Raw genomic sequence first — 21616 nt, 5'->3', positions numbered from 1 at the left:
GTGGAAGCTTACTAGCCTACAGCCAGCTGGCCTCTCTCGCTATTGCCAAGTGTGTCGGTTGTTATGGGAATCTAGGATGCCGTCAGCCAGATTTTGTATGAGAGCAAGGATCTCGGTGACAAAGATGACTCATGTCCCCTCTGATCAAACAGCTCACCAAAGCTGTGATCAAGGCCGAGCTGGAGGGGCATCTCACCAGCGAGGATAGGCCCAATCGCAAGTGTGGCAGCACCTCAAAGTCCATAAAGATCCCTTAGGTAGCTTCGAGCCTCAAGTCATCAAGAAACATTAGGCTCAGTTTACTGGTGAACTGGACCGTAAGATCACCGCTTTATTTGTCCTGGAAAATAGCTAGCAGGAAATTCGCACAAACATTGCCGTTATCTATAAAATAGAACTTTATAACGACACCATCAACACCGTTACAGACAAGCTGCTTCCTGAACTTCAGGCTTGTAGTGAGTGCGACATGGGAGCAGCCTCCCCCATTGCCAAATTTGATACAAACCACTATAAAAGCAAGGTGAGTGACAGTTATATTAGTAAGACTATTTACACGATTCTGGGGATCAAATTGTCCAATCTAGGGGGGGAGGCACATCACTGACTGAACACTTTCACCTACCTCCACAACCATAGGAGTAAAGATATTTTCATTGCTAATATTTATGGCATGTAAGGAATCCCTAAGACTATAGAAAGTAGTCCCAAAACCGAGTCCAGAACTGCATCATCCACCAGATCCTCAACTCGCTGAAGTATGTGGCTAAAAAAATCAGAAGGCTTTTATAGCCAATCTCAAAAACCTCTACGCTCAATGCCGGTGAGCATACCCTGGACGAGCTGGAGAGGGAGTCGACTGACAAATATCCGGTGGTCATTAGGTCGTGGCGCGGAAAATAAGCAACTCTCTCGATCTACTTTAAATACCCGGAACATATCCGCAATCCGATCTAAACGACTAATGCGGTAGAGTCTGTACACAGACAGTTCTACCAATGAGTACAGTTTACTGTAGTTTATTTACGCAGATATACTCAAAGCTGGGCAATCCATGTCCAAATTTGAATCTGGAACTGCCACACTTGAGGATACACTTTTTGACCGCTAGGGGAATACATCAGCCTTTGAGACCGACTAACAAAGAGTTTTGAACACTCTCTGAGCAAGCTTGAGTCACATATATTATCAATCTAGGGTGCTCTAAAGAAGCTATGTATAAATTCTAGATGTTCACTGTTGGCTTCTCTCTCAGCTCATCTATACCCACAAAGTATAGCTAAAAGAGTATCCATCAGGATGCTTAGCCACATTATAAATGACTAACTCAGATAAATCTCTTAAAGACTTCTAATGGCATTCCTCAGGCATTATTTACGAGCCATACTGGTTGATTTTCAAAGCCTACCAATGACTGGCCCTATTCTATTTCACTTGATAAGATGCAAAAGATAAGATAAACGTTTAACTTTGACTTTTTTTCAACCACTTTAGGCTTGGCTTCGCAATAGAGAATTTTCTTCAACATAAATAAAGACAATGTTATACCTTTATAAAAATTAGAGGAGACCTGTATGTTATTCGTCTAGGTATTGGGCGAGTGAGAATAAAAATTATGTTCAAGGCAAAAAATAATTCGAGCCAAAATGAACAGCTATCGTCCCTTATATAGCATCTAAAAGGAAAAGCAATGAATAGTAATTTCAAAAAGACTTTACTCGCAATCGCAGTAGGTATGCCGGCTATTTTAGCCAATGCACAAGATAGCCTATTAGCCGAGGGGCAGGAAGCAGGTAAGATTGAAGAGGTGATTGTAACTGGCTCCCGTATTCCAAGAGCTGGCTTTGACACAATGCAACCAGCATCTACAATTGGACAGGAATTTTTTGAGACAAATGGTTTTACCAATGTGTCAGATGCCCTGAATAGTTTGCCCATGATGGCGGCATCTGGTACTAGCTTGGCAGAATCAGATGCGAGTAATGTTGGCCAAAGCTTTGCAGATTTTTATGGCCTAGGATCTCAAAGGACTCTTACCCTTGTTAACGGTCGAAGAGTTGTATCTGCGAATGCCCCAACAGCATTTGGTGCAACTGGAGGGTTACAAGTTGACTTGAACTCTCTTCCAACTGCATTAATTGATCGCGTTGAAGTCATTTCTGTTGGTGGCGCTCCAATTTATGGATCTGACGCTATTGCCGGGACAATCAATGTCATCCTTAAAGATGACTTTGAGGGTGTGGAAACCGAATTTTCCAGTGGTTTCGCTGATCGTGAAAAAGATGCAGGCGATCATATGGCATCAATTACTTTCGGTCAAAACCTGTTTGATGGCCGGGGAAATATCGTAACAAGCTACGAATACAACAAGACCGATGCTGTATTAATGAATGACCGTGACTTTACGGGCGATTATTATTACTTTTTTGAAAACCCTGAAAGTGAAGGCCCTAATGACGGTATTCCAGATAGAATCTTTGACAAGGGACGTGCTATACCAATAATAACTAAAGAAGGTATTCCTACTCCCGCAGGTGGATTCCCACTTTTTGCTCTCGACAAAAATATTATTAAAGACTCTAATGGCAACCCTCTTGGGTTCAATAACGAAGGGCAGCTAGCACCGCTCAACCTCGGAACCCCTTCAGGGAATGCTATTAATTTTATAGGTGGTGATGGCCTATTACTGCAAGATTATAACTCAATTAGGGCCCCCATCGAAAGACACATATTTAATACATTAAGTCACTTTGATATTACAGAAAACATTAAAGCTTTCGCAGAAATTAATTACTTTACTTCTGAATCAAGCGATCCAAACTCCCAACCTTTTTATCAATCCGCACAGTTTAGTGGCGACTCTTCGGCACTTCCTATTTCTATCGATAACCCTTATTTAAGCGCTACAGACCGCCAAACTCTAATCAATAACGGTATTGTTACAGATGGAATTTTCTATTTGCATAAAGGGATGAACGACCTTTCTCAAAGTGGATATACCGGTGGCGAAAATGAGATGTTTCGTTATGTGATTGGCTTAGAAGGTGACTTCTCCTTTGCAGGGCGAGATTGGAATTGGGATCTCAGTTACAACAAAGGAAAGACTGACTCTGTTACTGAGAGAACTCAATTAGTTCAGACCAATTATGAAAAGGCTTTAGATGTAACCACAGATGAAAGTGGTAATATCGTATGTGTTTCTTCAGATCCTGACTGCGTCCCACTAAATGTACTAGGTGTCGTCACCGATCAAGCTGCTATTGAGTACGTCACCACAATAGGGCGCACTTATGGCGAGCTTGAGCAAGAAATTATAAGTGCCAACATAGGCGGCGAAATTATTGACCTGCCTGCTGGACCACTTTCCATGGCTTTCGGTTATGAAATTCGTGATGAGCACTCTGAATTTCGCCCAGACGATTTCATGCGCCAAGGCCTTGGTCGCTCTGCTGCCTTATCCCCCCTCACTGGTGGATTCGATACTAAGGAATTCTATACAGAATTCTTAGTACCTGTAATTCCATCAGATTTGATTGTGGGTCTTTCTGGAATGGAATTAGAAGGAGCCTGGAGGACTGTAGATCATTCTCAAGCAGGAAGTGATAATACTTGGTCCATTGGCTCCAGAATTATACTTGATATCCCTGTGCTAGGGTCTGTTACTTTGCGAGGAAATATAACGGAATCAATCCGAGCTCCTGCCGTAACGGAAGCCCTACTTCCAATATCCGAAACTTTCCTTGACGCCGATGATCCATGTGATATGCGCTATATAGGTCAGGGAGAAAACCCAGCTCAACGTCTTGCCAATTGTAGAGCGGAAGCTTCTGAAGCAGGATTTGATTATGATTCAAATAGTTGGCAATCAGAAATTGTAAACGGAACCAAGACCGGCAAAACCGGTGGTAATCCAGATTTGCTAAATGAGAGAGCTGAGGCTTCTACTTTCGGCTTTGTGTGGGCCCCAGAATTTGCGGAAGGCCTTGAGCTGACTGTAGATTGGATCAATATTGACATTGAGAATGCTATTGAAAACCTCTCATTAACAGTATTAATGGAGGCCTGTTACGACGGCGAACAAGGTAATTCAGCTTGTGGAGCTTTTGAACGCGATGATAACTTCCAAATCATCGACTTTAAAACAGGTTTCAAAAATGCCGGATTCTATAATTTCCGTGGTGTTCAGTCTGATCTTTCATATAAATTTGATTTGAACACCTGGAATGTACCCGGTAATTTTGACCTTGGGCTAATGGCTTATCATATTAAGGAACAACAATACTCTGTTACGGGGACAGATCTCGAGGTGAATGCTGGTGAAATCGGCTTTTCAGATTGGCAGGGTCAAATTAACTTGACCTACACACTGGATAACCTGACTGCAAACTGGCAAACACAGTATGTTGGAAAAGCTAATGTTAATAACGATGATACAGCAGAATCTCGTGATATCAAGGTTGTGCCCGAGTATTGGCTTAATAATGCATACTTAGGCTACCAAATTAACGATAATATACAGGCTAGTCTATCTGTGCGAAATGTCTTTAATGAAAAGCCACCAAAAGCTGTCAATTCATTTGAAGCAATTGGTGTATACGATGTATTAGGACGTTACGTAACCGCTGGCATCAACTATAAATTTTAAATAATAAAGATAAAGGTTGGGTTCTTATGGGCTCAACCTTTAAGATTCCCGCCTTATTTTTCTCTCATAAATATCTCATAACCTGTCAATTTTAATGCAATTAAACAAATTACCATTCTTGCTAGCAGGTAGCTATACCATGGAACAAATCCGAATATTTTTAGTTTCTCATCTAAGAAAACCTATATTCAACTTTGAGATGTATCCTAGATTGCCAACATAAGTGAAACACGCTTACCTAATATGAGTTTCACCCTGACCCAGGACCCGTACGCTTATGATAGGGCTTTCCCTTTCGCGATAGGCGCAGCCGCCAGTCAAGCCTTCTAACCCAGTGATCAATGGTAGAACAGCTAACTGTTTTGTCGCACTTCTCAAGCCGCATACGTTCAGCAATTTGCTCGGGGCTTGAGTTTTTCAGCTGATGATCGATTTGCGCTTTCATAACGAAATCGAACTTAGCGTACTTACGCACTCCATGCCGCCGCTGCAGTACCTGTCAGTGGACGCTCTACACACTGTAGGGGCTACAACAGCTTAGCTCGCGGAATTAGTTTTGTTTGAACGATTGAGTTATTGCGTAATGGCTCAGGCTGATTAGTTCTACATTGCCTCGATCTGATATCGTTCTTTCAGGGGCAACTGGCTGGCGTAGGTGCCTATGGAATTCCTGATTTGTTTGTGTGGAAGCTAACCAGCCTGCAGCCAGCAGGCCTCCTTCGCTGTCGCCAAGTGTATCGGTTATTGCGAGAATCTAGACATTAGCTTTTCTGGTAAACAGGGCAGCGGCAGTATCAACGAAGGCGATCAGTAGATCGCCCTTTTTATTGCCTAACATAATCATGTACTGTGAGCGATTACTGAAAATATCAAGCAGAAAAAGAATCTGGCAATTCGCTGGTAAAGTGTAATCGCTCCTGCGTCTCCGGATGATTAAAACTCAGAGCGCCAGCATGGAGCAACAATCTGGGCGCCGCAGCCAGGGCCTCTGAATTCGCATAAAATGGGTCGCCCAGTATCGGGTGACCTATCGCCTGCATGTGTACCCTTAATTGATGAGAACGACCGGTGACCGGTAGCAGGCGCAACAGACTGCTCTCTTTCGAGCTGGAAATTTTTTCCCAGCGGGTAAAAGAGGGCTTACCCACCTCAAAATCCACTTTCTGCCGCGGCCTATTGGGCCAGTCGCAGATCAGCGGCAAATCCACCTCGCCCGAGTCCGCAGCGGGGACACCCCATACCCTGGCAAGGTAGGTCTTATCGACTTCGCGATTTTGAAAAAGACGACTGAGCTTTCGATGGACTTCCGGACTCCGCGCCATAACTACTAGCCCTGAAGTATCCATATCCAGTCGATGCACTGTTAAAGCTTCTGAATAACTTTGTTGCACCCGGCTTGTCAGGCTGTCTTTGTGAGCCAAATCCCTCCCGGGCACACTGAGAAGTCCACTGGGTTTATTTAAAACCAACAAGGAGGAGTCTTCGTAAACTATCGAGAGGAAAGGCTCAATAGGCGGGCAATATTTTCGCATTGATTAGATCTCACAACATGCAGAACAATACTGCCAACACTCTGTGCAACTAAATATCATTAGTGGACTAGCGTGCATCTAAGCCCAAAGCCTGCAAAATGCTCTCTGAGGCTCCCACCTGATTCATCGTATAAAAATGAAGCCCTGGTGCACCACCTTCCAACAGCGTTTCACACAGGTCGGTAACCACTTCCATACCCAACTTGCGGGCATCACTTGGATCGCGATAACTCTCCATGCGCTTTTTCATCCAGCGTGGGATTTCAGCTCCGCAGTTACGAGAGAAGCGCACCAAATTATCAAAATTGAGAATTGGCATAATGCCGGGATAAATCGGTGCATCGATTCCCGCCTTCTCACATTGATCTAAAAAATAAAAATAGGAGTCCGGATTATAAAAATACTGGGTCAGGGCACTATTGGCTCCCGCCTCAAACTTACCTTTTAAATAGCGTATATCATCGTCATAGCTATTGGACTCCGGATGAATTTCCGGGTAGGCAGCGACTTCCAGGTGGAAGTGATCGCCAGTATGGCGGCGAATAAAAGCGACCAGCTCATTCGCATAGACCAATTGAGCCACTGCGCCCATCCCCGAGGGCATATCGCCGCGCAGGGCTACGATGCGGTTTATTCCAGCCTCTTTATAGGTATTTAAAAGACCAAGTATAGTTTCTTCATTATCACCACCAAACGACAAATGCGGCGCAATAGAAATGCCATCTTTGCGCATGTTGGTAACAATATTGGCGGTGGTTTCGCGTGTGGTACCACCAGCACCATAGGTGACGGAAAAAAATTCGGGATTAAACGCCTGTAAAGCCTCGCGAGTTTTGTACAGCTTTGCGCGACCTTCGGGGGTTTTGGGTGGGAAAAATTCGAAACTGATGCGTATGGGGTTTTTCATTATATTTTCCAGGCCCTCCGAAATTCAGGTGCCAGCACAGCCGGCACCTTTGCTGAGGGTATTAGTATTTATAACTTTCCGGCTTAAACGGGCCCTCTACGGAAACACCGATATATTTAGCCTGCTCTTCCGTCATGCGTGTGATCACGCCATCGAAACCTTCTACCATGTAGCGCGCCACTTCTTCGTCGAGGTGCTTGGGCAGTACTTTGACGTACAGAGCAGGCACTTTTTGGTCAGAGGGCAGGTCGGCAAACTTCTCTTCATACAGGTGGATCTGAGCGAGCACCTGGTTGGCAAAAGAGCCATCCATAATACGGCTGGGGTGGCCGGTGGCATTGCCCAGGTTAACTAGACGGCCTTCGGACAACAGCAGTAAGTGATCATTGTTTTCGCTGTTGCGCACAATTTTATGCACCTGGGGTTTTACTTCCTGCCACTCCCAGTTCTCACGCATAAAGGCGGTGTCAATTTCGTTATCGAAGTGGCCGATATTGGAAACCACGGCGCCGCTTTTCAGGGCAGAAAGCATATGCTTGTCACACACATCGGCGTTGCCGGTGGTAGTGACGATCAGGTCGGTATTGGCCAGCAACGCTTTATTAATGCCTTCTGCGGTGCCGGTGTTGATCCCATCGATGTAGGGAGATACCAATTCGAAGCCATCCATACAGGCCTGCATGGCACAGATGGGGTCTACTTCGGAAACTTTTACAATCATGCCTTCCTGACGCAGAGAGGCGGCGGAGCCTTTACCCACATCACCATAACCGATTACCAGCGCTTTCTTGCCGGCGAGCAGGTGGTCGGTAGCGCGCTTGATAGCGTCGTTGAGGCTGTGACGACAGCCATATTTATTATCGTTTTTGCTCTTGGTCACCGCGTCGTTGACGTTGATCGCCGGCACCTTCAGAGCGCCGTCACGCAACATATCCTGCAGGCGGTGTACGCCGGTGGTGGTTTCTTCACTGATACCGTGACAGTTGTTCAGAATTCCGGGGTATTTGCGGTGCAGAAGCTCAGTGAGATCGCCACCATCATCCAAAATCATATTCGGTCGCCAGCCGGCGACATCGGCACCCACCGTCCGCTCCAGACACCACTCATACTCTTCCTCGGTTTCACCTTTCCAGGCGAATACCGGGATACCACTCGCGGCAATGGCGGCAGCGGCGTGATCCTGGGTGGAGAAAATATTGCAGGAAGACCAGCGTACTTCGGCGCCCAACGCAATCAGGGTTTCAATCAGCACCGCGGTCTGGATTGTCATGTGGATACAACCCATGATGCGCGCACCAGCGAGGGGCTGATCTGCGCGGTATTTTTCCCGCAGAGTCATCAGCGCCGGCATTTCCCCTTCGGCAATTTCGATTTCGCGGCGACCCCACTCGGCCAGAGTAATATCCGCAATTTTAAAATCTTTAAATTCAGTGCTCATTTGATTCATTCTTTATCGGTTCCAGTTATTTGGTACTTGCTTCCCGCGACACAGTAGAGATTGCTTCAAAAATACTGCTCCGCGGTACTCTCAAACGTTACAGGCCCGCCTGAGTACGCAGGGCATCGACCTTATCGGTTTTTTCCCAGGGGAAGGCGGTGAAGGTTTCGCTACGTGCCTGGCCGTTGCCATCCACCCAGTTGTAGGTGTGGGTAAAGGGATCGCGACCAAAGTGGCCATAGGCCGCCGTCAGCTGGTACATGGGGTGCAGCAGGTCGAGAGACTTGGAAATAGCATAGGGACGCAGGTCGAAATTCTCGCGCACCAGCTCCACCAGCTTGTCTTCAGAAACCGCACCAGTGCCAAACGTATTGATAGCAACCGAGGTGGGCTCGGCTACCCCAATCGCGTAAGACACCTGGATTTCACAGCGCTTGGCCAAGCCTGCGGCAACAATATTCTTGGCTACGTAACGGCCGGCGTAGGCTGCGGAGCGATCCACCTTGGAGGGGTCCTTCCCGGAGAAGGCGCCGCCGCCGTGGCGTGCGGAGCCGCCGTAAGTATCCACAATAATCTTGCGCCCGGTCAGGCCGCAGTCGCCAACGGGGCCGCCGATCACAAAATTACCGGTGGGGTTGATATGGAACTTGGTGTCTTTGTGCAGCCACTCCAGCGGGAGGGTGTGGTGCACGATCAACTCCATTACCGCCTCACGCAGGTCGGCCTGGCTCACATCGGGATTGTGCTGGGTGGAGAGCACCACCGCGTCGATGGCGCAGGGACGACCCTGCTCGTCGTAGCGGAAGGTGAGCTGACTTTTGGCATCCGGGCGCAGCCAGGGCAACAGACCGGACTTGCGAGCTTCTGCCTGGCGCTCCACCAAACGGTGGGCGTAGTAGACCGGCGCCGGCATAAAGGTCGGGGTTTCGTTGGTGGCGTAGCCGAACATCAGGCCCTGGTCTCCAGCGCCCTGGTCTTCCGGCTTGGCGCGATCGACACCCTGGGCGATATCCAGGGACTGCTTGCCAATCACGTTGATCACACCACAGGTCTCCCCGTCGTAACCCACATCGGAAGAGGTGTAACCGATATCGGTAATTACCTTGCGCACCAACTCTTCGAGATCCACCCAGGCAGAGGTAGAAATTTCCCCGGCGATGACCGCGATACCCGTTTTCACCAGGGTTTCACAGGCAACGCGTGCCTGTTTATCGCGGGCCAGCAAAGCATCCAATACCGCGTCGGAAATCTGGTCGGCAATTTTATCCGGGTGCCCTTCAGACACGGATTCCGATGTAAACAGTTTGTATTCACTCATGTGAGAGTCTCCATGTGTTCCGCCGCGGGCGGTTAGCAAAATTCTGGTCCTGGCGATTGATCGGGCTGTCGTCAGGGCTTTACAAATTCTCTTATCTGGATCTGAAAACCATTGCGCAAGGCGCTGTAGACACTGCGCCCATCTTTCAGACCGGCACTCTGTGCCCAGTCGCTCAACTGCTCCGGAGCAAAACCCAACCACAGATCACCACAGGCTTCCCGCGCCCAGTTCTGACCGTGCGCCTGGAGCTCTGCCACTAGCAGTTGACCGCCGCTTTTCAATGCACCTTGCAGGTCGTGAAAAATCTGCGCGGGGTCGGGGGTGTGGTGCAGCACCATATTCACGACGATGCTGTCGGCACTGGCCGGGCGCGCCGCTGCGGCGCGGGTATCGCTGCATACAAATTCGATATTGGCCAGGCCCTGCTCATCGGCGAATGCCTGCGCCCGCTCCAACATGGCTGAGGACAGGTCCAGTGCCGTTACCGTGGCAAAACGCAGGGACAGTTCCTGCAGGAATTCCCCTTCACCGGGCCCTACTTCCAGAGCGTGGCGACCGGCATTCAGCAGTTGCGCCACCTGGGGGCCATATGCGCTGTAACTGGCGATGAGCTCCTGCTGTTCGCGGAACCGGTTGCCGTAATCGGCAAAGAAACGGCGAGAAGCCTCGGCGCGCTCCTCGGAGATACGCGCCACCGACTGTACCCGCGCGCAGGACAAGGGCAACTGGTCCAAATTAGTGAACAACTGCGCAAGCAGCGGGGTAGCACTTGTGCGCCGGTAAAAAAGGTTATTGCCCTCGCGGCGCTTGCTCACCAGCCCCGCCTGGGCGAGCACCTTGAGGTGGTGACTCAGGGCCGGCTGGCGCAACTCAAAAATACGACACAGTTCCAGCACGCTATAGGAGTCCTGGCTGAGCAGGCGCAGTATCTCCAGGCGCAGGGGATCACCTGCGGCCTTCAAGGTCGCCGCCAACTGGGGGATTTCTACGCTGCTATCGGGCTCAGGGATGGGCTGGGATTCAGACATGCGGACGAGTCTAGCAGGCACACAAAGCTATATCAAAGAATTTTGATATAGCTTCATAAAATTATTTTGATGTAGATGTCAGAAAGCCAATTCCGGCTTATGCTGCGAGTAATTAATGCTTCACTTACCTGCAATTTCCCCCGCAAGCCTTTGCGCAGGGCCGGCCTTTACGGGAAAATACGCCCCCATTTTGTCGCTGCGGGAAACCGCCTGCAGAGCAGCACCGCGGCCACCCGAAAACCAGAGAGCTCTTCCTATGTCTTCTACCCCCTCTCGCACAGACAAGGCCAACGCCATCCGCGCCCTGTCTATGGACGCAGTCCAGAAAGCCAACAGCGGCCACCCCGGTGCGCCTATGGGTATGGCGGATATCGCCGAAGTCCTGTGGAATGACTACCTGAAGCACAACCCGGCCAATCCCCATTGGGCCGACCGAGACCGCTTCGTGCTTTCCAATGGCCACGGCTCCATGCTGCTGTACTCACTGCTGCACCTGTCCGGCTACGACCTGCCGATCGAAGAGCTGAAAAATTTTCGCCAGATGCACTCCAAAACCCCGGGCCACCCGGAATACGGCTATGCGCCCGGTGTAGAGACCACCACAGGCCCCCTCGGCCAGGGCATCACCAATGCCGTGGGTATGGCACTGGCAGAAAAAGTTCTGGCCGCCCAATTTAACCGCCCCGGCTATGAACTGGTCGACCACCACACCTACACCTTTTTAGGTGACGGCTGCCTGATGGAGGGTATCTCCCACGAGGCCTGCTCCCTGGCCGGGACCCTGGGCCTGGGTAAGTTGATCGCGTTCTACGACGACAATGGCATCTCCATTGATGGCGAGGTGGAAGGCTGGTTTACCGACGACACGCCCAAGCGCTTCGAATCCTACGGTTGGCACGTGATCCCCAATGTAGATGGTCACGATGCCAGCGCGATTAAGGCCGCGATCGAAGAAGCCCGCGCCAACAGCGATAAGCCCACCATTATCTGTTGTAAAACGGTGATCGGCTTCGGCTCCCCCAACAAGCAGGGGCGCGAAGAGTGCCACGGCGCCCCGCTCGGCGACGATGAAATCACTCTGGTCCGCGAAACCATCGGCTGGACCCACCCGCCCTTCGAAATTCCCGAAGATATCTATGCCGGTTGGGATGCCAAAGCCAAGGGCGAGGCCCAGGAAGACGAGTGGAAAGATATTTTCGCCGACTACCGGGAAGAATTTCCCGAGCTGGCCGCCGAATTCGAACGCCGCATGAACGGTGAACTGCCTGCAGACTTCCTCGCCCGAGCCGACGACTACATACAACAGTGCCAGGAAGATGCGCAGAAAATTGCCTCGCGCAAAGCGAGCCAAAACGCACTCAATGCCTTTGGCCCAATGCTGCCCGAATTTCTCGGCGGCTCTGCCGACCTGGCCGGCTCCAACCTCACCATCTGGTCTGGCTCCAAGGGTGTGAGCGCCGAAGACGCCTCCGGCAACTACGTCTACTACGGTGTACGCGAGTTCGGCATGAGCGCCATGATGAACGGCATCGCCCTGCACGGCGGTTTTGTGCCCTACGGCGCTACGTTCCTGATGTTTATGGAATACGCCCGCAACGCCGTGCGCATGGCGGCACTGATGAAACAGCGCGTGATCTTCGTCTACACCCACGACTCCATCGGCCTCGGTGAAGACGGCCCCACCCACCAGCCCGTTGAACAACTCAGCGCCCTGCGCGCTACCCCCAACCTACACACCTGGCGCCCCTGCGATGCCACTGAGTCCGCCGTAAGCTGGAAGATGGCCATCGCGCGCAAAGAGGGCCCCAGCACTCTGGTATTCAGCCGTCAGGGCCTGGCGCCGCAAGAACGCGATAACGCACAGCTCGCTCAAGTGGAGAAGGGTGGCTATGTGTTGTCCGATTGCGAGGGCACCCCGGAAGCGATCATTATCGCCACCGGCTCCGAGGTGGAACTGGCTATGGCCGCGAAAGCACAACTGACCGGGAAGAAAGTGCGCGTAGTTTCCATGCCCTGTGCCGAAGCCTTTATGGAGCAGGACACCTCCTACCGAGAGTCTGTACTGCCCTCCCACGTGCGCGCACGTGTGGCCGTGGAAGCCAGCCATCAGGATTACTGGTACAAGTTCGTCGGCTTCGACGGCGCCATTATCGGCATGAGTACTTTCGGCGAATCTGCCCCCGGCGGTGAACTGATGCAACACTTCGGCTTCACCGTGGAAAATGTGGTGGAAACCGTCGAAAAAGTGCTGAACTAACCCCTGCAACAGGCTCCAGCCAGGCGCCCCCTGTCGCTTAATAGCGCGGGGGGTGTCACAGTGTCACCCTCAAATCCTATCCGGCATTACCGCTATGACGACCCGACTCGCCATCAATGGCTACGGCCGCATCGGCCGCTCCGTTCTACGCGCCCTGTACGAATCCGGTGCCCGCGACGCTCTACAGATTGTCGCCATCAACGAGCTGGCCGACTGTGCCACCATCGGCCACCTGACCAAATACGATTCGGTTCACGGGCGTTTTGGCGGTGATGTATCGGTGGAAAGTGACACTCTTACCGTTAATGGCGACCGTATCGCGGTCACGCATTATCAACGACTGGAGGATCTGGATTGGAGGCGGGAAAAAGTCGATTTCGTGCTCGAATGCACCGGCAGCTTTAAAGAGCGCCGGCGAGCGGAGTTACACCTGGCCGCCGGAGCCAAAAAAGTTTTATTTTCCCAACCCGCCAGTCGCGATGTAGATGCCACGATTGTTTATGGTGTGAACGATCACACCTTAACCGGCAGTGAGACCATTATTTCAGCCGCCTCCTGTACCACCAATTGCAGCGTACCGGTGATCGCGGCACTGGATCAGGCATTTGGTATCGAAGCCGGTGTGCTGACCACGATCCACTCCGCCATGAACGACCAACCGGTGAGCGACGCCTACCACCACACCGATTTAAGAAAAACCCGCTCCGCCGTTACTTCAATAATTCCCGTCGACACCGCCCTTGCCCGCGGCATCGAACGCATACTTCCGCACCTTTATGGGAAGTTCGAAGCCCAGGCTATGCGCGTCCCCACCGTCAACGTCTCCGCCATAGATCTGTCTGTGCAATTAAATAAAGACGTGAGCCAAAGTGAAGTCAATACTTTACTAAAATCCATAGCCGCGACAGAGTTTAAAGGCGTACTCGGCTTCACCGAAGAACCCCTCGCCTCCTGCGACTTTAATCACGACCCGCGCTCAGGGGTTATTGATGCCAGTCAGACACGGGTCGCCGGTGGTAAGTTAGTGAAGATTTTGATTTGGTTTGATAATGAGTGGGGGTTTGCGAATCGGATGCTGGATGTGGCTAAACGGCTTTTATGAATAGAACCAGAAAAATCGCCAATTTAGTGGATAAATTACTATAGAGCCGTGAAGCTAATCATCCATCTTGGCTTCACATAATACTAAATTGAGCCCGCCATAACTAAACACATAAGCAGTTTCTGATCTTTGATTCTGACTCCCCAAAGTCATTTATTCATCAATAACAACACGTTTATGTACGTGTGATTTACAAAAAATATGTAGTCTAGCTTCATTACCCCTCGCCTATTAATTTTCCAAACATCTCTCTGCATCAAAAGAAGACTCCAAATTTCGTGGCGAGAATTCTCTTCGATATCTATCCCCAAGCACACGCAAACTTTCCTCTCTATCAGTTTTATCTAAATCCCCCAGCCTTTGCGCCGCATCATAAAAAACCTCCCAACTACCGCTATCCAAATAAAGCTGCTTAAAGGCTGGAACCTGGGATTCATACTCTGCAGCCAAAGCCAGCGTGGCGTTGTTGGTTTTTTCTATATAGTTCTGATAGCGTGCGGGATTGGGCCAGTTCGCGGAGAGTTTTCTATAGCATTGACGCAGCCGGGATAAAACCTGAGCTTTTTGCTCTCGTTTTACATCGTCTGCTTCTGAAGATTGGTAGATAGGCTTCAGTTGCCTGCGCGTAGCCGCCATCAGTTGGCGTACAGACAGGGTTTCGGCACGCGCACGGTCTGCGGAGCTCACCAGCCCCTGGCTACGGAGCCAACCGGGCAGGGCAATTTCAGAGACGGCGGTGGCAAAGCTCTCATTAAATTGGGTATCCCCGAAAATATATACTCGTCGGTGCGCCAACTCATGAAATAAAAGACCGGCCAGACGCTCCTGGGGCCAGTTTACAAAACTAGAAAGTATCGGATCGTCGAACCAGCCGAGCGTACTGTAAGCGGGGACTGCGCCCAGATAAATATCGTAGCCCTGTGCGTGCAGGCTGTTAGCCTTGGCCTCTGCGGCAGACTTGCGAAAGTAGCCACGATAGCTGGCACAGCCGGCTATTGGATAGCACCAGCGCTTTGGCGCTAGGGAGAATTCTGGAGCGGCGAGCACATTCCAGATTGGATAGGTGTCATCAAGTTGTACATAGGCGCTGTAGGCATTCCCTACCGGCAATTTTAAAACTTCGGCGGCATACGCTCTGATCTCTAGTATAAGTTGTAACTGCTGTTGTAGTTGTTCACTGGTACCTGGCTTGTTGATAACCTCTTCTATGGGTTCTCGTGCGGATAAAATACGCCACTGACCGGCAGCAGCCTGGGCGTAGTAGCCCACAGTTTCACAGCCGACCAGAAATGCAGAGGCAACCAGCATCCAAATACACCAGCTTCCCTGGCGCCTAAACAACCTTGTGATCAGCATACTGATATACACTCTCTTTCCGGTTTTCATTTTTATAAGTGTCCAGCCAGGGATGCATTCTCATCCCACAAAAAGCCTCTAAGGGTTATAGCATGATGCCGGTTAGCGCGATCCTGACGGTATTTGCCCTGGTGTTTATCGCCATCGCCTGGCTGCGTCTGTTGTGTGTGTGCTTTGCCGATAGCACCCTGGCTGGATTTCTGGCCCTATTTTTTCCGCCTCTGGCACTGCTGCTTGTTTTGCCACAATGGCAACGGGAAAAAGAACTTTATCAATTATTGGGTGCCGCCATGGTCTGTATAATCCTAAGCTTTGCCCTGCAATAGCCCTTCTTTATTGTTGAGCCCACATCGCCTCAGCTTAATTATTTGTTTCACCAGCGACAGCAGACCAAAAGGTCATAAGATAAGGAAGCCTTTCACGGCGCTAGAGCGGGAATATATCCCTACTTTGCCGTAGGCCGTATCCATCTCTCACAAGTTACCGCCTGAACGCCTTTCGCCCCTCTTTTTAGTAACTCGACCTCAGTTGATTTAGGTCAAGAGCCTTACCCGGTGACGGCCTAAACTGCATAGCTGAAGCATTGGCGTACTGGAGAGAAAGATGGACGCTTTGATTGATTTATTTACCAGCTTTTCCGGCCTGCTCAGCCTCGCCGTAATCGCGTTTATATTCCTGATGGCAGTCTACTTTTATCGCCTGATTCGCAACAATGTGGAGAGGGAAGTTGCAGAACAGGAGCAGAGAGAGCGGGCGGCAGCTTCCAGGGTGAGCAAGCCCACCGGAGCCACGTTACCACGCTAATATCTAGGGTCTCAGGGTTAGCATAATTGCCACAACTTGTTTGCAGCGCCGGCATTCATTCGAGCCTTAGGCGCTCTCTTGATTCTCGGCAATTACTCAGCCGACCGTTTGGTTTTTGTTGCGATGGGGGCTTGCCAGAAATGGCGCAAAAACCAATATCGATTGGCTTTTCCTGCATGGAACGCAGACTGTCGATGTCGAAATAGTCCCATTTTGAGAGCATGGGATGAGTTTTGGGCAGAGCAGATAAAACAACAGGGTGATTGCCCCGGCAGTGGAAACTGCCGGGGCATTTTAATATAGCGGTAATGCTCTTTGACTCTGCCGATTCTCTCCAAGCTCTACTAACCAGCTCAGTTCCATACGGATAGAATTCGCTCGTCTGAACAATCAAACAGGGCAAACCATCAATGAGTGCTAACTTAAATCGATGTGGCCTATGGCCTACCAGTTAAGACTTCTCAGCTTCTTCTTTTGCCTTGCGCGAAGTAATCCAACGCCCAAATAAAATACCTACCTCAAACAATAGCCACATAGGGAAAGCCAGCAAGGACTGGGATATAACATCCGGTGGTGTGAGCAACATGCCGATCAGAAAGCAACCCACTATAACGTAGGGACGTTTACTGCCTAGAGTCTTAGCGTCCACCGCGCCACTCCAGATCAACAGCACTGTGGCGATAGGGATTTCGAAGGCAAAGCCGAAGGCAAAAAACAGCTTCAACACTAAATCCAGATAACTGCGCATATCCGGCATTACTTTGATATCCGCGTGAGCCGAACCAACGAAGAAATCAAATAAAATGGGAAATACTACAAAATACGCAAAAGCAACACCTGCGTAAAAAAGCAAGACACTGGTCACTAGGATTGGAATCGCGATGCGCTTTTCATTCTTATACAAGCCGGGGGCAATAAAAGCCCAGGCCTGATAAAGCACAAACGGAATTGCCATAAAAAACGATACAATAAAGGTAGTTTTAAATGGCGTAAGGAAAGTGGAAGTCACCTCTGTGGCAATCATTCCAGCATCGCCCACCAAGCGTTCCTGCAGGGGATTGGCAATAAAGTTATAAATATCCGAGGCAAAGGGCACGAGACAGGCGAACAAGACCACCACGACCAACAGGGTGCGCAGCAGGCGATCCCGCAATTCGATCAAATGATCGATAAATGGCTGGTGTCTGTCTTGCGTTTGATCGCTCATGGTTGTTTGTCTTTTTCCTGTTGCGATTCTTTTTCTTCAACCGGGGGGACGTTCTCCGGATGATCCGGATTTAACTCGGGGTCGCCGAATTCGTGCCAGTGCTCCGGGTATTCCGGGTCCTGCAGCTCTTCCACCGTTTCGTCCTGCTCGGGTAAATAATCCTCTTTTTCCGCACGTGGGTGGGCTGGCTCTTGCTGCACCTTGGCTGCAGCTTTTTCCTCAGGCACAGATGTTTCACTGGGAGTGGATTTGTCTTCCTCGGGAGCCTGCAGAGACTCGTTAATCTCGCGATTGGCCTCGCTGAAAGTCTTCTCCATTTCCTGGCGGCTTTCCTCAATCTCGCGCAGGATGCGCTCATTGTGCAGTTCGCGGCGGATATCATCGGCGCCCACCTCCCGCTCAAGCTCCTCGCGGGCACCTTGCAAAGTGCGCTTTAAACCGGACCACCAGCGCGCCGTGGTACGAATGGCATCGGGTAGGCGCTCTGGGCCAACCACAAGTAACGCCACCACAGCGACCAGCAGCAGTTCAAAAAAGCCTATATCAAACACAGGGCATTTCTCGCGTTAACAGTACCGAATTACTTGTCCTGAGACTGCTTGTCTTTTTCCTTGGAGACGCTGCCCTGCTCTGGCTTTTCGTCCTCGTCGTGTTGCAGGCGTTCGGGATCTTTTTCTTCGTCCTTATCCTTGTTCTTATCCTCATCCTTCACCGCTTTACGGAAGCCTTTAATTGCACCGCCCAGATCACCACCGAGGTTTTTCAAGCGCTTGGTTCCGAACAGCAGCAGGACAATGACCAAAATAATCAACAGCTGCCAGATGCTAATTCCACCGAATCCCATAATTGTCTCCATGTCATTTAATACGGCAGCCGTTGACAGTACACAGCCAACGGTTGCCATGGGTCAAACCGCAATTTACCAGGGGATTGTTACGCCATTACCCCTGGGAGAACTGTCATCCCTCTTTGCAGCGGGATGCTTTTTCCTCCAGCCCGGAGAGGCCAAAACGCCGCCCCAGTTCATGCACCACATCCTGGGAGTCCGCCCCCAGATGCGAGAGCATCACCATCGAGTGAAACCACAGATCCGCAGTCTCGGCAATCATATCCCGGTTGTCGCCACTGGTCTGTGCATCCTTTGCGGCGAGAATAGTTTCGGTCGCTTCTTCGCCAACCTTCTCTAGGATCTTATTCAGGCCTTTCCTGTGCAGGCTGGCAACATAGGATTGATCGTTGTCCTCCCCACACTTGCGACTTTCCAATACGGCGTCGAGTTGCTGTAGCAGATCGCTCATGGTGGGACTCACTTATAAATCGCTTTGGGGTCTTGCAGGACCGGCTGAGAAACCTGCCAATCACCGTCCTGCAAAAGGTTGTAAAAACAGCTGCTGCGGCCGGTATGGCAGGCGATGCCTCCTTCCTGCTCCACCAGCAGCAGTACCGTATCGCCATCGCAATCGAGGCGTATCTCGCGCACCTTCTGTAAAAAGCCAGAGGACTCCCCTTTGCGCCACAGGCCTTTGCGTGAACGCGACCAATAGACGGCGTAGCCCTCGCTGGCCGTCAGTGCCAGGGACTCACGATTCATCCAAGCCATCATCAGCACCCGCCCACTTTTAAAGTCCTGAGCAATGGCGGGTACCAAGTCGTCGCTGTTCCAACGGACCTGATCGAGAAAGCCGCTGGTCGGTTTCGCTTGAGTCAATGTCTCTTCCATCAGAATTCCAAGTGTAGGCCGACACACCGCCGGCAAATACTCCCGCCGCAGCTCTAGGGCCAGAGCAACAGCAGCAAAGCGGCGATCCCCAGCAGCCACCCCGAAGGCGGCAACTGTTCAAGCCATTGTGGGCGGCTTATCGCCAGTGCGCCGGCACCGAGCAATACCCCACCAACGCGGCGCAGATATTGCCAGCGCCCACGGCGCTGGCCACTCGCCAGTTTCTCACCAATACTTTCCAATTGCGGCGCCAGTTCCCGCGACTGCTCCAGGGCGGAATACACCAGTTGCGGCATCTGCGGAAACTTTTCCAGCCACTCCGGCCCGTAGCGCTTGATCTCGCCCAGCAGGGTTTTCGGGTGAATGCGTTCACGCATCCATCGCTCCAAAAATGGATGAGCAGTCTTCCACAGATCCAACTCAGGATAAAGCTGACGACCCAGCCCCTCAATATTCAGTAAGGTCTTCTGCAACAACACCAGTTGGGGCTGCACCGCCATATCGAAGCGGCGCGCGGTCTGAAACAGGCTGATCAGCACCCGCGCAAAGGAGATCTCGCCGAGTGGCTTTTCAAAGATGGGCTCACACACAGCGCGGATTGCCGCCTCAAAGGCGTTGACCGGGGTATCGGCCCGGACCCAGCCGCTCTGCACATGCAGCTCCGCCACCATGCGGTAGTCGCGGCGGAACATGGCCAGCAGGTTGCGCGCCAGGTAGTACTGATCCTCGCGCGACAGGCTGCCGACGATCGCTGTATCGATGGCGATATACTGCGGGCGCTGCGGATGCTCGCGGGAGACAAAGATATTGCCCGGATGCATATCCGCATGGAAAAAGTTGTATTCGAAAACCTGCTTAAAAAAAATTTCCACACCGCGCTCGGCCAACAACGGCATATTGGTGTCCTGCGCGCGCAGCTGAGTCATGTCGGTAACCGGAATGCCGTCGATGCGCTCCAACACCAAGACATTCTCGCGGGTGTAGTCCCAGTAGACCTGAGGGATATACAGCAGTGGCGACTGACTGAAATTGCGCCGTAGCTGAGTGCCATTGGCGGCCTCACGGGTCAGATCCAGTTCGCCCTCAATGGTGTGGCGGTAGTCCTCCACCACCTCCACCGGGCGCAGGCGCCGGCCCTCCGGCACAAAGCGCTCGATAGCTCGGGCAATCACTCGCAAAAGGCGCAAATCCTCTTGGATGACTTCGCCGATGCCTGGGCGCAGCACTTTCACGACTACCGATTCACCGCTCTTGAGCACCGCCGCGTGCACCTGTGCCACCGAGGCCGCCGCCAGGGGCTCGCGCTCAAAGCTGGCAAAGACTTCATCGACACTTGCACCCAAAGCCTCCTCGATCAATCCTCGACACTGATCGCTGGGGAAGGGCGGTACCTTGTCCTGCAGGTAATCGAGCTGTTCGACGACATCCGACGGTAGCAGATCCGGGCGGGTGGAAAGCAGCTGGCCAAATTTGACGAAAATCGGTCCCAACTCTTCCAGGGCGCGGCGCAGGCGTTCGCCGCGCTCCATCTTCGGTTGCGGCAGTAGCTTGAGAGGTGCGAGTAACCCGCGCAGCCACAGCGGGCGGCGCTCGGTTGGTAATAATTGATCGAGGCGGTAACGCAGGCAAACCCGCGCGATGGTAACACTGCGAAATAACGGCAAAACTACTCGGCCTCCCCGCGGGAAAACTGTGCCTGCAAGAGGCGCACACGCGCCTCGAGGCGTTCGGTCGCCAGGGACAGCTCGGAAAGGTCGTCGGCAAAGGCTTCAAATTGTGCCTGGGGTGGAGTCAGCTGCCACTCTTCACTGATCGTTTCCGCCGCCGCCACCGGTGCGCGACTGAGACTCGCGCTCAACCAACTGCCCGCACTGCGCAGTGCATTGCCAATGGAGTGAGCCGGGATATCACCGAACAGTTGTGCCAACGGCGCCTCCCAGTCGATATCCAGGTCACTCATAATCCACTGCAATTCCGCCAGCAGGGCACTGGAACCGCTGATCGATACCCCCAGCGCCGCCGGTGTGGCATCCGAGTCTTTCAACAGGCGCACTAAAGAAATGGCGGAACAACGGATAGAAGTAGTGACATCCCCCGCCCAGTGCTGACGCACACGTACCTGATCGCCCTCAATACACAGGCAGCATTGCAGCGTTGGTGCGCTCAGATCGAGCGCCATGACTGTGCCATCCAGTGCCTGCAGACGCGTACGGGTTGCCGGGTCGTACTGCAGGGCAGTATTGATGGCGGTTTCCAGCGCGGCGTCAAAACCCGCGCGATAAGTGGGGTCGCTCATGGCGCT

General features: G+C 51.6%; 19 protein-coding genes. 6 read left to right on the top strand and 13 right to left on the bottom strand.

Annotated elements, in window-relative coordinates; all coding sequences use genetic code 11:
• Nucleotides 1-131 precede the first annotated feature (131 nt).
• Complete coding sequence (locus Q1A69_RS11385; protein WP_299585296.1) at nt 132-257, top strand: hypothetical protein; 126 nt, start codon at nt 132-134, stop codon at nt 255-257.
• 1433 nt (nt 258-1690) lie between these two features.
• On the top strand, nt 1691-4645 hold the full coding sequence (locus tag Q1A69_RS11380) for a TonB-dependent receptor plug domain-containing protein (protein ID WP_299585294.1): 2955 nt from the start codon (nt 1691-1693) through the stop codon (nt 4643-4645).
• A gap of 869 nt (nt 4646-5514) precedes the next feature.
• On the opposite strand, the gene Q1A69_RS11375 is transcribed toward Q1A69_RS11380, so the two are convergent.
• The 5 genes from Q1A69_RS11375 to Q1A69_RS11355 all read right to left on the bottom strand — a co-directional run bounded on the left by Q1A69_RS11375 (nt 5515) and on the right by Q1A69_RS11355 (nt 10868).
• Entirely contained in the window at nt 5515-6177 is a 663-nt protein-coding gene (locus tag Q1A69_RS11375; protein ID WP_299585292.1) for an RluA family pseudouridine synthase, read from the bottom strand.
• A gap of 67 nt (nt 6178-6244) precedes the next feature.
• Nucleotides 6245-7084 carry a methylenetetrahydrofolate reductase [NAD(P)H] gene (gene metF, locus Q1A69_RS11370; RefSeq protein ID WP_299585290.1) on the bottom strand — a complete coding sequence of 280 codons (840 nt, stop codon included), beginning with the start codon at nt 7082-7084 and terminating at the stop codon, nt 6245-6247.
• A 61-nt stretch (nt 7085-7145) separates the two neighbouring features.
• Nucleotides 7146-8531 (bottom strand): adenosylhomocysteinase, encoded by a 1386-nt coding sequence (gene ahcY, locus Q1A69_RS11365; protein WP_366525575.1) that lies wholly within the window; start codon nt 8529-8531, stop codon nt 7146-7148.
• A gap of 88 nt (nt 8532-8619) precedes the next feature.
• The gene (gene metK, locus Q1A69_RS11360) at nt 8620-9840 is read right to left on the bottom strand and encodes a methionine adenosyltransferase (protein WP_299585286.1); all 1221 of its coding nucleotides are present in this window, start codon (nt 9838-9840) and stop codon (nt 8620-8622) included.
• A gap of 71 nt (nt 9841-9911) precedes the next feature.
• Nucleotides 9912-10868, bottom strand: coding sequence for a metalloregulator ArsR/SmtB family transcription factor (locus Q1A69_RS11355; protein ID WP_299585284.1), 957 nt, complete (start codon nt 10866-10868; stop codon nt 9912-9914).
• 256 nt (nt 10869-11124) lie between these two features.
• Between Q1A69_RS11355 and tkt the strand changes: the two genes are divergently transcribed.
• Together tkt and Q1A69_RS11345 are read left to right on the top strand one after the other, a co-directional pair.
• The gene (tkt, locus tag Q1A69_RS11350; protein WP_299585282.1) at nt 11125-13125 is read left to right on the top strand and encodes a transketolase; all 2001 of its coding nucleotides are present in this window, start codon (nt 11125-11127) and stop codon (nt 13123-13125) included.
• Between the two features lie 94 nt (nt 13126-13219).
• Nucleotides 13220-14227, top strand: coding sequence for a glyceraldehyde 3-phosphate dehydrogenase NAD-binding domain-containing protein (locus Q1A69_RS11345; RefSeq protein WP_299585280.1), 1008 nt, complete (start codon nt 13220-13222; stop codon nt 14225-14227).
• A gap of 231 nt (nt 14228-14458) precedes the next feature.
• Here the strand turns inward: Q1A69_RS11345 and Q1A69_RS11340 are convergent, their stop codons facing one another.
• Nucleotides 14459-15535, bottom strand: a complete 1077-nt coding sequence (locus Q1A69_RS11340; RefSeq protein WP_299585279.1) for an aminopeptidase — start codon at nt 15533-15535, stop codon at nt 14459-14461.
• A gap of 140 nt (nt 15536-15675) precedes the next feature.
• On the opposite strand from Q1A69_RS11340, the gene Q1A69_RS11335 reads away from it, so the two are divergent.
• Nucleotides 15676-15909 (top strand): hypothetical protein, encoded by a 234-nt coding sequence (locus tag Q1A69_RS11335; protein ID WP_299585276.1) that lies wholly within the window; start codon nt 15676-15678, stop codon nt 15907-15909.
• Between the two features lie 277 nt (nt 15910-16186).
• Nucleotides 16187-16387 carry a DUF3149 domain-containing protein gene (locus Q1A69_RS11330; RefSeq protein WP_299585274.1) on the top strand — a complete coding sequence of 67 codons (201 nt, stop codon included), beginning with the start codon at nt 16187-16189 and terminating at the stop codon, nt 16385-16387.
• 451 nt (nt 16388-16838) lie between these two features.
• Here Q1A69_RS11330 and tatC read toward each other — a convergent pair whose 3' ends face one another.
• The 7 genes from tatC to Q1A69_RS11295 all read right to left on the bottom strand — a co-directional run bounded on the left by tatC (nt 16839) and on the right by Q1A69_RS11295 (nt 21610).
• Nucleotides 16839-17594, bottom strand: a complete 756-nt coding sequence (gene tatC / locus Q1A69_RS11325; protein ID WP_299585272.1) for a twin-arginine translocase subunit TatC — start codon at nt 17592-17594, stop codon at nt 16839-16841.
• Nucleotides 17591-18145 carry a Sec-independent protein translocase protein TatB gene (gene tatB / locus Q1A69_RS11320; RefSeq protein WP_299585270.1) on the bottom strand — a complete coding sequence of 185 codons (555 nt, stop codon included), beginning with the start codon at nt 18143-18145 and terminating at the stop codon, nt 17591-17593. Before tatB ends, tatC begins: the two co-directional genes overlap by 4 nt.
• Nucleotides 18146-18174: 29 nt before the next feature.
• Nucleotides 18175-18438, bottom strand: coding sequence for a Sec-independent protein translocase subunit TatA (gene tatA / locus Q1A69_RS11315; protein WP_299585268.1), 264 nt, complete (start codon nt 18436-18438; stop codon nt 18175-18177).
• 115 nt (nt 18439-18553) lie between these two features.
• Nucleotides 18554-18892, bottom strand: coding sequence for a phosphoribosyl-ATP diphosphatase (locus Q1A69_RS11310; protein WP_299585265.1), 339 nt, complete (start codon nt 18890-18892; stop codon nt 18554-18556).
• Between the two features lie 8 nt (nt 18893-18900).
• Entirely contained in the window at nt 18901-19314 is a 414-nt protein-coding gene (gene hisI / locus Q1A69_RS11305; RefSeq protein ID WP_299585263.1) for a phosphoribosyl-AMP cyclohydrolase, read from the bottom strand.
• Between the two features lie 53 nt (nt 19315-19367).
• Nucleotides 19368-20978 (bottom strand): ubiquinone biosynthesis regulatory protein kinase UbiB, encoded by a 1611-nt coding sequence (gene ubiB / locus Q1A69_RS11300; RefSeq protein WP_299585261.1) that lies wholly within the window; start codon nt 20976-20978, stop codon nt 19368-19370.
• Nucleotides 20979-20980: 2 nt separating this feature from the next.
• Nucleotides 20981-21610, bottom strand: a complete 630-nt coding sequence (locus Q1A69_RS11295) for an SCP2 sterol-binding domain-containing protein (RefSeq protein ID WP_299585259.1) — start codon at nt 21608-21610, stop codon at nt 20981-20983.
• Between the last annotated feature and the right edge of the window lie 6 nt (nt 21611-21616).

It is taken from the genome of uncultured Microbulbifer sp., assembly GCF_947498635.1.
Classification (GTDB): Bacteria; Pseudomonadota; Gammaproteobacteria; order Pseudomonadales; family Cellvibrionaceae; genus Microbulbifer; species Microbulbifer echini.
This window is presented reverse-complemented; position numbering and strand designations above follow the sequence as displayed.